Below are 14,388 nucleotides of genomic sequence, written 5' to 3'. Positions count from 1 at the left end.
GTAATTAATTGTTTATCTTCTTTAATATCTATTTCAGCAAGTATGAATGGATTAATACAAATTTCATAGAATGAATATTTATTATTACTTCCTGCTCTTTTTAAAATATGATTATAGACATTTAAGACCAGAAGCCCATAACACTTGTGTAGCATGTATTCTCTTTGTTCAGATGAAATATTAATTTTACTTAGTAAGAACAGATTTAATTCGTCCATTATCTCATAAAACCTAGACGAATAATATTTATGAAATTTACTTCGATATTCACAATTATCAACAGTGTAAAGTTTTTTGTGATTTTCTATGTATGCTCTCCAAAATAAATAAACCTCAACAATTGGTTCATCCCAAGTGGTTAAGTTTTTTTAGCTACTTTTAATGTTTTTTTTGTACTATATTCAAGTTTTGTCTTTTATGTCTTGCTATGGATTTAAAAATAGCCTTGTAAACTGAGTAGTTATTCTTTGGTTCAGATTCAATAATTTCGGTATCAATTATTTCTGGGGCATTGTACTCCATCCTTATACTTTTCAATCTAAAAATAGATAATTGATCTAATGAAATATTCTTTGAGGAATTAAAATAATATCTCCTTGTTGATTTAATAAACCAAACAGATAATAACTGATCTTTGATAGTTGGTTCAACTGGCACTAAGTGGGAGCTATCTGTAGCTATACTGAATTCGAATAGCTCTCCAACACAAAAACAGTCTTTATTTTCTTCATTTTCTGGATTAATTTTGAATTGGATTTTATAGGAAGATAACGATAAGTCGAGCCTTATCAAAATCTAATAGATATTATGTGAACTAAATAAATCTAACAAAACATAAGTATAGTCTTTAGTTTAATATATGGTTAAAAGCAGTGTAATTTCTTCTGATGTGAAATCCACTGCTTCTATATCTATATTGATTTTATATCTACCTTTTCTCATTTGGAAGTAACTTTAAGAGAAGCGGATTAGTTTTTTATTTACTTTACATATTGACTATCCTAGGCTCTATGTCCCAACAGCTTTATTTTGTCACGATGGAAACTCCACCATCAACAATGATATTTTGACCTGTTACAAAGGAAGATTCTTTGGAAAATAACCAGGTTACCACATCTGCCGCTTCGGAAGAAGTCCCCATTCTTCCTAGGGCATTCAGGCTGTTGTACTTTTCTTCTAGCAATACTGATTGCTCTTCGTTCAAGTTTTCAAATTTTCGTTCAATCATCGGAGTCCTGATTGCACCAGGTGTAATGGTATTAACTCGGATTCCCTTATTTCCATATTCTTGGGCGACTCCGCGAGTTAATGCCAGAATTCCACTTTTGCCAGCTGCATATGCTGTCGTGTATGCCGAACAAATTAAGGCATCCAGGGATGATGTATTAACGATTGAGCCAACACCATTTTCAATCATAGCTTGCAGCTCATACTTCATACACAACCAAACTCCTTTAATTGTAGACCCCATCATATGATCGAAGTCTTCTTCACTGAATTCATGTGTCAATGCAGGCGTACCTTCCGCATTTCCAGCATTATTAAATGCAAAGTCGATTCTACCAAATGTGTTGACTGTTTCCTTTACCATCTGTTCTACTTCTATTCCTTTGCTTACGTCAACTGAAAGAAAAAGAACATGGGGACTAATCCGTTTCAGTTTCTCCAGTGCGGAGTTACCCCTTTCTCTATTACGGCCTACTATGACAACCTTTCCCCCCTCATGTAGCAATCGTTCTGCTACAGCTAATCCGATTCCAGAAGTCCCCCCGGTAATAAGTGCCACTTGATTTTCAAATTTCATACCATCCACCCTTTAGCGTTAGAATTATCTAAATTTTAGCATAAAGGAAAAAGACTAGGAACTTTATTTTGATGAAGCACATTTAGATAGGTTCTGTGATGACTTTTCTGGGCTGTGAAATTTGTGTTCGGTTTCATTTCAATATTCCTTATTCCATACTATACATATCTTGAACGGTCACAATAACTCCATCCATATTGTTACCAGAAATCTCAACAAATTGATCATTTGGGATGTTAATTGTCCTATTCTCGGAAAGAGAATAATATGAAATCTTGTATTTTTCACCATCAATAGTAGCTGAAATATGCTTTACCTCTTTAAGGTATGCTAAATATTCCTCTAACACAAAATTTTTTTCCTTCATAATCGCACTATGTGGTAAACCAACATAGCGGATATGCCATGGCTCATATTGAATTCCTGTTATTTCGACTTTATCTTTTGGATAACGTAAAACGAAACCGTATTTCCAAGCATTTTCTTCAATCCATTTTCCTTCAGGTGCTTCAGCCATCTTAGTTTGAGTGGATCCTATGTCAAGTGACAAACCCAAGTTATGTTCGCTATAACCAGCTGGAAGAGCATAATCAGAACCCATTTCTTGATAAAGAACACTTTGTTCAGCAAAATCTCGAAATCCACTTGTTATCACAAAATTACTGACACCATCTTTTTCGGCCAATTCAACCATCCTTGAAAAATTGCGAGCTATTTCCTCTGATAAATCAACTCCGCTATCTATTAAACCAAATCCATCGATTAATTCATTCTGGGTGGAAAGATTAATAACATCTGATTTAATACTTTCTTTCTGAACAGGATTATCACTATTCACCAATAGCAAATTTCCTTCGAAGATTTGTTCCTCTGTAATCTCTATACTTTGAATGCTTTCAGAAGTCCTATTTCCTTCTACTGGAACAATTGCTTGTTGTCCTTCTTTCTCTATTTCAATCTTAGGTTCATTCAACGGTTCATAAAATATAATAGTTAAACTTAAGCACAGTAGTATTAAAAATAAAAATCCCCACTTCTTCATTTTTCAATTTCCTCCCTATTCTTCTCTATTAATAAGAATAGACAAAACTGCTTAAAAAAAGAGTGGGGTAAATCTTAAATTTTTCTTAAATATATATTAGTCGTTTGTCTCATTCTCCAATGGTAATCGGACTTCAAAACAGGTCTGAATCAAGCTGCTGTTAGCTGTAATCATTCCATCATGCTGTTCCACAATATTTTTTGCAATAAACAAACCGAGACCTGTGCTATCTTCACGATGAGTTCGTGCTTTATCTCCTGTGTAGAACATATCAAAGATATGTGGCAACTCTTCTGAAGGGATAGTACTTCCATAATTTAAAACTTGAACGACCACTGCATGTTCATCAATAAAACCATGAATATCAACATACTGACCATCACATCCATATCGAATGGCGTTCGTTAATAGATTTTCAAATACACGTGCTAGTAAATCTCCATCCCCTAAAATGAGTAGATGGGGCGCACAATTCATCCGAGCAATCATTTGATTCTTTTCAAAAACGGGAAATAATTCTTCCGTTAGTTGATGAAGGAGATCCGTCAAATTTATTTTCTTTTTATTCAATGGCAGCATTCCATAATTCATTCTTGTTATTTCAAATAATTCCTCAATTAATCTCTCTAATCGTTGAGATTTTGTAAAGGCAATTGTTAAAAAGTGTCTAATTTGTTCTTGTGTCAACTTATCATCCTTAAGGAGCAAATCCAAATAACCTAAAATTGAGGTAAGTGGAGTGCGCAGATCATGAGCTAAATTGACAACTAATTGATCCTTACTGGTTTCGGAAAAATCTCCTCGTTGAATCGCTTCCTGTAATTTTTCACTTGCCAAATTGATATCTCTTGCAATCTCCCCAAACTCATCATTTGAGCCAATATGTACCTGATGGTTAAAGTCTCCACGGGCGAGATAATGAATTCCGTTTGAAATCTCTTTAAAATATGTAGAATAAGGCTTAGTAAGGAAAAAGAAAAAAAGAAGAGAAAGCAAAATAAATACAATAAAAAAGAGAGGAAAATCTCCGTATCTTCCTATCGTAATACGAATCTGAGCCAAAGGATCTCCAAAGAGGACATATGTGTGATAATAATATTGCAGTCCTTTAAAGAGTAGATACGTGATTATACCCGAAAGAATCATACTTACACCAAGTAACAATACAATCCGAGTACGAAATTTGGAGGTCATTTTAGCCATTGAATGTATACCCTACTCCCCAAACGGTTTTAATCCATTTCTCCTTCCGTTTATCTTCTTCAAGTTTTTTCCGAAGTGTACGTATATGGACCATAACGGTATTCGCTCCTTCGAAGTATGTTTCGCCCCATACCCGTTGAAAAATATGTTCCACACTAAATACTTTCTTGGGATGACTCGCTAGTAAATGCAAAATCTCAAACTCTTTCGGGGTAAGATCAACCCTTTTCCCATATAAACGAACTGTACGCTGATCAGGAGAAATAACCAATCCAGCAAATTCCAAACTGTTTGTATCATATATACTGCGTTTATGCTGATTTAGCTTCATATAACGCCTGAGCTGAGCGTTAACACGAGCAACCATTTCAATTGGAGTGAAGGGCTTCGTCATATAGTCATCTGCTCCAATTACCAGTCCCTGTACCTTATCAAAATCTGATGTTTTCGCACTTAAAAAAATGATCGGCATATTATGTTGTTCGCGAATACGGCGGGTTACTTCATACCCATCCATTTTCGGCATCATAATATCCAAGATAAGTAAATCTATTAATTGATTCTCCACGACACGAACAGCCTCTTCTCCATCGCCCACTTTAATTACATGGTACCCTTCTTTTTCTAAATGAATGGCAATTAAATCAGCAATTTCATTCTCATCATCCGCTACTAATACCGAAATATTTCTCATCTTCCCACTCCTACGACATCGTAACATTCAAGTCCCTTTCTATTGTAAAGGGGTTTTTAGTAAATCCTATAGTTAATACGGATAAAACGGTAAAAAGTTCTAAAAATACCACCAAAAGTTAGTTCCTATTGTATTGAATCGATTTTTACCATTGCCAGATTAAGTCTAAAGAACGACATGCTTGGAATATATCTGCATAATAAAAAACACCGTTTTACGTTAAAACGGTGTTTTTTATATTATGTGTGATGACTCATTCGTTCATCACTTTTACTTAAAGTTGTAGTTTGATCTTCGCTATTACCAGTAATTAAATAAACAAACATTAACCTTAGTAAAGATAAGCAATCGGGCTAGTTTGTTTTTGTATGAATAGTGTGTTGCAACATTTCATTTTGAATTTCAGAGTAAATATTATTTTCACGACAAATTTCAGTAACCTTCAAACCGTTATTTTCATATAGTTGTAAATTATCAACTATTTTAGGGAATACTTTTTTAGTGATGTGTAATAATTGTTGTATATCATATCCTTCTAAATAATATGGGTAAAAAGTTTTTGGAGAAATCTTAAATGCAAAGTTTAATGAATTTATTATATTCATCATTAAAAAATTACATATTTTCCCCTTGTTTAACCACCCTTTCCCCTTTAACTGTTTTTTTATTAGAGATATACATTCCTCATCGGAACGAATACTGATGTAAAAATCGACTAAATCTTTTAAGATAAAAGAAGTATTATTCAAAGATACTTTTCCGTCGTTGTGTTTTTTTATGATGTTAGTCCTAAGATAGCTTCTGAACTTCATATAGTCTTTATTTACGAATGAGACTTTTTTATTATCAACTTGATAGATTCCTGCAATTTGTAAAACAGTAGCTACGTCAATTTCAAAGGTATCACTTTCCTTGTATGTTATTTGGTATTCTGACTTTGGTAAAATCTTCTTAATCCATTCGTATTTTCCAAGTTTCTCGCCGCGACTTATTTCCTTAATTGGAGTTGTTGAATTGTTGGAAATTGTAATAAATGGAATTTTATCAAATGGAATATTAAAAAAGACGAAAAGAAGTACATAACTATTACTCCTTCCATATTTTGAATTTACAATAGAAGTATGACTGCCATTAAATATTCCCTGTTCCTGAGTAAAAAATAATGAAAATGTGCCATTTTCATTTTTCGTATAATCTTCTGCTATAAGCCGAATACCATTATTTTTATAAAGAAAATATTCAGGATCGTTTTTTAATGTTTTTATCATTTCAGGTACATTTTTATTTTTACGATCCATGTATTCTCGACTATTAGGGTTATTTGGAAAGGTGACATTTAACAATTCTTTTCCCGAAATAACACCTATTAAGCATTTTTTATCATTAAACCAAAATTCCCTTAAATCAGCTTTTATGTTTACAGTCATAAATTTTTTCATTTTATTATTTCCCCTAACTCAATTTTTTTGAAATCTTATTCAAAACAATATTAATTGATATATAGGTTAATAGGGAAGTGGTAAATTTATGTAATTATAAAAATCCATTGACTATAGTCAATTATTTATATATAATATTACAATTTTAATTTCACGAATAAATATAAATAAGAAATAGAAAAGCTTGCACTTATTGGATTGTTTGTCTCAACACTCTTCTTATTATTTAAATGAAAAGTAAATATAGGGAAAAACAAAAAAGATAACACTACTAACAGCTAAACCAACAATTCTGCTAAGATAGTGTTGGATAAGAACTTTAATAGCCATAGGAAGAACTAATTGAACAGTCGTGCTGTCAATTTGTTATACAAGAAAATCCTCCTTTCTGAGTAATGGTGTGAGGTAACTTCATATATCTCAAAAGGGAAGATATTCTTGTTTTATGTATACAAATTCTTGTTGATTGGAACGGAAGGCGGCGACTAGCGTGGCCAGGTGAGACCCCGCAAGAGCGGAGCGATGAGGAGGCTCACGGCCCGCCCGCGGAAAGCGTCCGCTTGGAGTGGAAATCAACTTATTATTAACTATCTATACAAAAAGAGTGCCTATAATAAAAGATTGGTTTTTGGTACACATGCATCCCGGTTTATCTGACTATCATTTCCCTCTTTATTTAGGTGGCCCGATGTAAAATCCCTGTACTTCTATTGTTCTTTCTATATTGTTTAAACATAGAAACGACAATCGTAATCAAAGGTAAACTCCATAAAAATATCGCATATGGCAGATAAGCAGTAACAGGAAGTCCCAGAACAGTGCTACACATAATTGTTAATACACTCCATGGAATCATGCCAGGAAATAGCATGGTAGAGTCTGCCATAACCCTTGCTAAGTCATCCTTTGTTCGTGTATTTATCCAATGAGGTAGAAGTGTTCTTCCTGTAAGGATAATCGGTAACGTTTGATTAGCAGCAATCAGGGAGATTCCGAAGGTAGCGATAATTGTTTTCATGGAATCTTCAATTAATGTTTTGGATGTAAGTAGCCAACCGTCAATTAAGGGCTGGATGACCTTATATTCTTCTAAAAGTCCGTTATACGCACCCGCTAATGCTAAGAAAACAAGGAGTGTATACATATTAATAAGCCCCCCACCCATTCCTTTTACGCCAAAGAATAGAGCGTGTAAAAGTTGAGAAAAGGTACTTCCGTTGATAATCGAAATGATACTAGCCACGATAATACTCGCTAAAAAAGCTGTTATAATTCCCTTCCGAAATAAAACGACACCAATTAAGATAAGTGGTGGTAAAAGCTTTATAAAGGATAATTCTCCCCAACTAAACGATTGAACTTCTCCAATTTGCACATTTTCAAAATCTAAAAAACTATAAAAAGCAATACCTATTAAAATGGCCGGTATTGTAGTGATTAACAATGCCTTAAATTGCTTTTTAATAGAAACCTCAACCGTATGTGATAATAATTGAAATGCGCTTGAAAAAGGTGAAGTCCGATCCCCAACAAATGCACCAGATACTAGAGCCCCTGCTACGATATGAGGTGCCAAATCTATTGAAATAGCCGTACTCATTATTGGAATCCCCACTGCACTTAATGTTCCAATAGAAGTACCAAGGGTCATAGAAAAAAGCATAGCAATAATAAAGGATAACAAAAAGAAATGATCAGGTGTAATAATGTGTAACGCAACTGAAACTAATAGTTTGATAGTTCCTGCTTCATACCAAGATGGAAGGACAAAACTAACTAGAAATAAAATGAAAATGACCGTTTGTGTTTTGTTTACGCCCTTCTTACATATCTCCCATATTTCTAGATAAGATATTCTCTTCCTCTTAATCAATAAAACGAGAAATACAAATCCGGGTAAAAAGCCGATAAATAATGGAATATGAAAGCTTACAGACAATAACACACCTGTAAGTGTAGTAATAATAAGAGTAGATATTTGTACATGTGTAAATCGATGGTTGTTCAGTTTACTCACTCCATTTAGACAATAATATTCCTGACCTCAAACCAACTAATTTAGAAGGTGAAAAACAAAAAGGACATTTTCTAAGCTAATTATATTTCAATATTGAATTCATTCCTACCTTGTGACGAAGATAAAAGAAGGAAATAGTAAATATGGATAGCTCCAGACAGGGCTTATTTAGCAAGTATTCCCACACAATAAAAAAGGTTAGAAAGACAGATAACCCTTTCTTTCTAACCTTTTCTTGTTTTATATAACATTTATATCAATGTTTAGTCGCTTTTAGTATGCGCGTGTACTTTTATAATACGAATTTTTTTATTAATCCATCTAGGTTTGCAGCCATTTCCTTTAATGATGTAATAGAAAATAAAATTTCATTGATATAGTTTTCTTGTTCAACGGTTAATCCCACAACATCTTTCGAACGATCGGCAGCCTGATTGGCAAGAACGGTCGTTTCCATAACAGCTGTAGCTATTTCTTCCGAATAAGCTGACATTTCCTCTGATGTTAATGATACCCCTTTAATTTGAGCAACAACATTTTGGATGGAATCTAAAATACTTACAAAGGAATCTCCTGCTTCTTCAACGGCTGTGATTCCCTCGGTAACATTATCATTTACTATTTTCATTGAGTGTACAGTTCGGTTAGTGTCTTCTTTCATATTTGAAATCAAAGTTGAGATGTTTTTTGCAGCATCCTCTGATTGCTCTGCTAGTTTTCTAACTTCATCAGCGACTACTGCAAAACCTTTTCCGTTTTCTCCTGCTCTTGCAGCTTCAATTGCAGCGTTAAGTGCTAATAAATTTGTTTGTGCAGATATATCTCGAATTATTTTAATAATAACCGAGATTTCATTGGATTGCTCCTCAAGTTCTTTTATAGAACTTGCTGACACTTTTACTGAATCGTTTAGTAGGGTCATTTGATTTATGACATTTTCAATTCGATTATTTCCCTGTTCAGCATACTTTAAGCTTATTGTCGATAACTCTGCAACACTTGAAGAGGTAGCCGCAATATCACGAATTCCTTTTGAAAGTTGTTCTAGTGTTTCTGCACTCTCTTCTGAAGATTTATATTGTGTATAGGAACCAGCAGACACTTCTTGCATGGAGTTTGTTATTTGATTACTCGCTTCACCGGCTTTATTACTATTATGTAATAATTGGTTTGATGTTTCGATTAATTGACTCGAATTAGTATCTATTCCCTGGATTACCTTTTTTAACTCATTTACCATTTCACCAAAGGTTTTGGTTAATGCCCCAATTTCATCAGTTCGAGTTGTTTCTATAACGACCGATAAATCACCTCTACCCACCTGTCTTACATTTTCAGTTAACCGTTTCAATGGTTTGGTTAAATAGTCTGCGAATAAATAAACAATAACCATACCTATTAGTAAAATTACAATTGTGATCCAAGTTATTTTAGCTTTACTTGAATCAATGGCATCATATACATGTGTAGCATCAATATCAGCTCCTAAAATACCAATAATTCCACCATTTTCATTTTTCATTGGCACATAGACTGAAATTAAAGCACCATACTCTTCATCATTTGAAATTTCATATTCCGTTTTTCCTGATTCAAAAGCCCTTATCATCGCCGGAAAATCAGCTACATCCTCTTCTTCTTCCCCAAGCGCTGATGCATCCTCAGATTCAAGAGGCATCCCATCTACCATATAATAGTACTTGTAATTATCGCCCTTTTTGCTACGAGACATTGTATATAAATATACAAGCTCGTTCATTTCTCGTATTGTGTTTAATTCTTTTCTTAATTCTTTATAATATCCCGTCTCACCTAACTCAGGGGTTATTTCCTTATACTTGTTTAAATTGATGACACCAACAGAACTTTCAACAATTTTTGCTGCTTGTTGTCCAACTGATGTTTTTACAGTATTCATTGAGAATTGGTAAACTAGTAAACTAATTAACGTACATGCTGTTAATAGTAAAACGGAAAAAATGAATACCATCTTAAACTTTACGCTTTTTTTCATAGAAGTGTTCTCCCTAGTCAATTCATATTACAACCGCATAATTCTTTGTGCCTAAACTATTTCATTTTTTTACCATATCCAGAATTATATACAAAATTCGTCATTTCTGTCTATATTTTTTCAGGTTATTTTCGAGTCTAATTGAGTTTTTCGTATCAGTTGTTAGATTGTTTGATATGTTATCACCTGGAAACTCCAATTTTTGAAAAAACGAAAGATAGTTTACAAGTCAAACTAACTATTGGGAAATAAATTATTCACCTCTAGAATATGTATTATAGCGAGATAATATCTTAGCTCCTTCTCCTTTTTCTAGTAATTTAGTCATGTGTTTTCATAAAAAAAGCATGAGGACATAGTATCCTCATGCTTTCCAATAACCCTCTCCCCTCCTTCGTCAAGTCAACACCTATTGCGGTGGGGTGCATTGATGGATGATTTTATAAGCCACCTCCAACGCTTTTGTGGCTTCTGAAACATTAATGATTGGTTTACTTCCTGATTGAATACATAAAACGAAATGGTTGATTTCGTCAAAGAGCGGATCACTGTATGGTACGGCAATTTTCTCAATAAAAGTCTCCGGTACATAGGACTTTATTCCCTTAGTGTTTTGGGTAATATTACGATGAATGGATACATCTTTTGTTAACAGGTTCGCTTTTATAAATCTGTTCTTTTCTGTAATATAGATATCACGCATTTTTTCTTGAGACTTTCGATTTGCAGCTAAGTTTGCAATCATGCCGTTTTCAAAAGTAAGCAAAGCGTAGACAGCGTCCAAATGCCCCTCCTTATTTAACGAAATGCCGTTAGCCGATACTTTCGTTATTGGACTATTGATTAGATGCAGAACAATGTCAATATCATGGATCATCATATCCAAAATGACATCAACATCAATCTTTCGACTGGGTGTACCAGAACGCCTTGTTTCAATCGAAATGATGTTTTTTCGCTCGATAGCTTCAGATAATTGTATAAACGACTGATTAAATCTTTCAATATGACCAACTTGTATAATGAGTTCTTTGTTTGTGAGCTTTTCCTCGATGTAAGCAGCTTCGCTCATTGCAGTCACAAAAGGTTTCTCAACAAAGATGTGTTTATTATCCTTAATAGCTTGCACGATTAGAGGGAAATGAAAGGTGGCTGGAACTGCAATAATAATTGCATCTATGTCTCTTAACAATTCTTGATACGATAAATAGGCTTTCACTTGAAATTTTGTTGCTACTTGCCTACATTTTTCATTATCTATGTCGAACACACCGACAAATTCTACTTCTTTCAGCATCTGTAATATTCGACAGTGATTAAGACCCATGCTTCCAACACCGGCGATTCCTAGCTTGAGTTTATCCATTGGTAACACTCATATCAAAAAATTCCTGAATACTATTAATAACCTTTTGCTGCTGTAATTCGGTTAGCATGGGGTGAATCGGTAGTGCTAAAATATTAGTTGAAACTTTTTCAGAAACAGGGAAATCCCCTTTTTTATGTTGAAGATAAAGAAAAACTTCCTGAAGATGAAGTGGAACTGGATAGTATATTCCCGTTACTATCTGTCTTTTGAGGAGATATGAGGCAAGTTCGTTGCGCTGTTCGGTCTCAATACAATATTGGTGGAAGATATGTTCTCTATCTTTAGGTATTACTGGTAAATGAACGAAGTTAGATAATTGCTCGTTGTATCTTGTAGCAAGTTTTCTTCGGATTTGATTCCATTCCGATAATCTCTTAAACTTCACTAAAAGGATAGCAGCCTGTAATTCATCCAGTCGGCTGTTCATCCCAATTTTTTGATGGACATAGGTTGCAACGCTACCGTGATTTCGCAAACAATTAATTGTTTCATTGAGTATAGGGTCATTAGTGACAATCATACCCCCATCTCCAAATGCTCCTAGATTTTTGGTTGGATAAAAAGAAAAGCATCCTACATCACCTAATGAACCTGCCATTTTGCCTTTATAAGTGGCACCCATTGCTTGGCATGCATCTTCAATTACATAAAGATTATGGCGTTTTCCTATGTCCATAATGCGATCCATTTCCGCAACCTGTCCGAATAAATGCACAACCATAATGGCTTTCGTTTTTTGAGTAATAGCACGCTCTATTAAATCTGGATTCATATTATAGGTTACGGGATCAATATCGACAAAAATAGGAACTGCTCCGATTCGTGCTATTACCTCGGCCGTAGCAAAAAAAGTGAATGGGGTGGTGATGACCTCATCCCCTTTTGTTATTCCCAATGCTTCCAAAGCGAGTAACAATGCATCAGTACCGTTAGCGACTCCTATAGCAAAAGAACTCCCGATATATCTAGAAATGGTTGATTCAAGCAACGCCCCTTTTTCTCCTAATATATAAGAACCACTTTGCAGAACCTCTTCAACTTCGGCTAGAATATCATTTTTTAGTACTTGGTACTCCGCTTTTAAGTCAAGTAGTGGTATCACGTTCAATCATCCCTTTTGAAACAGAATTTTCATAGCTTATTACATTTGCGGGGGATCCGATTACTGTTTGGTAATCATCTACATTTTTCGTCACAACTGAACCAGCACCGACAATAGCTGACTTACCTATCGTAATTGCTGGCAATAAGGTTGCATTATTCCCTATCTTGGCGTCTTCTTGAATGTAAGGCCCTTTAAGGATATATTCTTTTGCCCCCATATATTTATCATTGGACATGGATACACAAGGACCGATGAAAACATGATCTTCAATTGTTGTATCACCTGTAACGTAGGCCATTGTCTGGATTGTACAATTTGCTCCAATTTGGGTATTTAATTCGATAATGGCCCCACGTCCTATTACTGTTCCATTCCCAATCTGAACATTTTCTCGGATGCTTGCATGATCAGCAATAAATGTATCTTGAGCAATTGTTGTCCCACTATATATCGACACAAGATTTCCAATTCTACTATTGGCTTGAATAACTAAATGTTGTGCAGTAGAATCAGATTTTCGCATGTTTTTGTTTTGACTTTTCCGTATTCCGAGTACACAATTACAGCCAATGGTTACGTTATCACCAATTTCTGTATCTTTTAAAATGACCGTATGATGGCCAATCGTAACATTATCCCCGATTTTTACCCCTTCTTCTATCACAACAAAGTTTCCGATATTTGTGTTTTCTGGAATAGACACGTTTTATGCCCCCTTTTTATTGGCTTTTATTTTGTTGGTGTTCTCTCCAAGCATTTTCGACTTCTGGCCATACGCGGGGTATTGTAGATTGATATCCAAATTGTTTTCTTGCAAACTTATACCCATTTCTGGCAATTCGTTTTCGAATCCCTTCATTCTTTAAATAAAAGGATATTTTCTCCAATGTTTCTTCAGGGGACTTTGATACCTCGCAATGAAGACCTGGACGTAAAATTTCTCGGATAGCAGGTGTATCTGATGTGAGTAAAAAACCACCAGAGGTCAAGATATCGTATGTTCGATTACTGACTTGATTTTCTAAAGATTGGACACTTATATTTATTTTTGATGAATTGTACACTTGCGGAGTATGATGAAAAGGAAGTATTCCTTGGAGCATTCCAGGCCTTGGCAATTTTTCATAATAGTCTTTAACGTTATCCCACCCCTTCCCCCAAATTTTCACATTGTAAGGTGTGTCAAACAATGGAATTACTAGATCAGCAATGCTTTTACGCCTAAAAATGTCATATTGAAATTGTGGGTTGACTAAAACGGACACGTCACAAATAAACTCTAATTTAGGAGGAACGCGGCGATGAAGATGCAGATTGCTACCAACATCTAATTTAGCCGATTTTATACCTACCTCGGCATATTTTGGGATACATCTCTCACTTCGAGTAAGAACAAAATCAACAGAAGATCTCATCGCGTATGGCAATGACCAATTTTCAAAATGAAGCCAATCCTCTTCTGCAAAATAGAGATGAAATAACCCGTGACGTTTGCATACCTTCCCCAATAAATCCATATCATCATGTATTGTATCCCACCCCATATCCACCAGCATGTCTGGCTTAAACTTCTCAATAACCTCTTCTAATCGTTCCTCACTAACGGTATCAAGATGATAAATTTTATGGCCAAGGTTTTTAAAGGATTTGCCAAAGGATTCGTATAAAACATCCCATCCCATTACAATAAGAAGCCGCATA

Annotated in this window: 11 protein-coding genes and 1 pseudogene; all 12 read right to left on the bottom strand. The window is 34.6% G+C overall.

The window, feature by feature from the left end; translation table 11 throughout:
* Positions 1–1,024: 1,024 nt before the first annotated feature.
* Positions 1,025–1,804, bottom strand: coding sequence for an SDR family NAD(P)-dependent oxidoreductase (locus tag BTHG_RS02960; RefSeq protein ID WP_010282131.1), 780 nt, complete (start codon positions 1,802–1,804; stop codon positions 1,025–1,027).
* A 148-nt stretch (positions 1,805–1,952) separates the two neighbouring features.
* Complete coding sequence (vanY, locus tag BTHG_RS02955; protein WP_010282130.1) at positions 1,953–2,846, bottom strand: VanY-A/VanY-F/VanY-M family D-Ala-D-Ala carboxypeptidase; 894 nt, start codon at positions 2,844–2,846, stop codon at positions 1,953–1,955.
* Between the two features lie 96 nt (positions 2,847–2,942).
* Complete coding sequence (locus tag BTHG_RS02950) at positions 2,943–4,049, bottom strand: sensor histidine kinase (protein WP_010282129.1); 1,107 nt, start codon at positions 4,047–4,049, stop codon at positions 2,943–2,945.
* Complete coding sequence (vanR, locus tag BTHG_RS02945; RefSeq protein WP_010282128.1) at positions 4,042–4,743, bottom strand: vancomycin resistance response regulator transcription factor, VanR-F/VanR-M family; 702 nt, start codon at positions 4,741–4,743, stop codon at positions 4,042–4,044. Before vanR ends, BTHG_RS02950 begins: the two co-directional genes overlap by 8 nt.
* 353 nt (positions 4,744–5,096) lie before the next feature.
* The gene (locus tag BTHG_RS02940; RefSeq protein WP_010282123.1) at positions 5,097–6,182 is read right to left on the bottom strand and encodes an AIPR family protein; all 1,086 of its coding nucleotides are present in this window, start codon (positions 6,180–6,182) and stop codon (positions 5,097–5,099) included.
* Positions 6,183–6,858: 676 nt separating this feature from the next.
* Entirely contained in the window at positions 6,859–8,127 is a 1,269-nt protein-coding gene (locus BTHG_RS02935) for a Na+/H+ antiporter NhaC family protein (protein WP_232284429.1), read from the bottom strand.
* 364 nt (positions 8,128–8,491) lie between these two features.
* Positions 8,492–9,310, bottom strand: a complete 819-nt coding sequence (locus BTHG_RS27890) for a methyl-accepting chemotaxis protein (protein ID WP_408605270.1) — start codon at positions 9,308–9,310, stop codon at positions 8,492–8,494.
* Positions 9,311–9,433: 123 nt separating this feature from the next.
* Positions 9,434–9,592, bottom strand: a pseudogene (locus BTHG_RS27885) (HAMP domain-containing protein); the annotation flags it as partial.
* A gap of 1,030 nt (positions 9,593–10,622) precedes the next feature.
* Positions 10,623–11,579: a Gfo/Idh/MocA family protein gene (locus BTHG_RS02925; RefSeq protein WP_010282120.1), complete on the bottom strand. Its 957-nt coding sequence runs from the start codon at positions 11,577–11,579 to the stop codon at positions 10,623–10,625.
* Complete coding sequence (locus BTHG_RS02920; RefSeq protein WP_010282119.1) at positions 11,572–12,684, bottom strand: DegT/DnrJ/EryC1/StrS family aminotransferase; 1,113 nt, start codon at positions 12,682–12,684, stop codon at positions 11,572–11,574. Before BTHG_RS02920 ends, BTHG_RS02925 begins: the two co-directional genes overlap by 8 nt.
* On the bottom strand, positions 12,668–13,390 hold the full coding sequence (locus tag BTHG_RS02915) for a DapH/DapD/GlmU-related protein (RefSeq protein ID WP_010282118.1): 723 nt from the start codon (positions 13,388–13,390) through the stop codon (positions 12,668–12,670). Before BTHG_RS02915 ends, BTHG_RS02920 begins: the two co-directional genes overlap by 17 nt.
* Positions 13,391–13,406: 16 nt before the next feature.
* Positions 13,407–14,387, bottom strand: a complete 981-nt coding sequence (locus tag BTHG_RS02910; RefSeq protein ID WP_010282116.1) for a CgeB family protein — start codon at positions 14,385–14,387, stop codon at positions 13,407–13,409.
* Between the last annotated feature and the right edge of the window lies 1 nt (position 14,388).

It is taken from the genome of Bacillus timonensis (assembly GCF_000285535.1).
Lineage (GTDB): Bacteria > Bacillota > Bacilli > Bacillales > Bacillaceae_L > Ferdinandcohnia > Ferdinandcohnia timonensis.
This window is presented reverse-complemented; position numbering and strand designations above follow the sequence as displayed.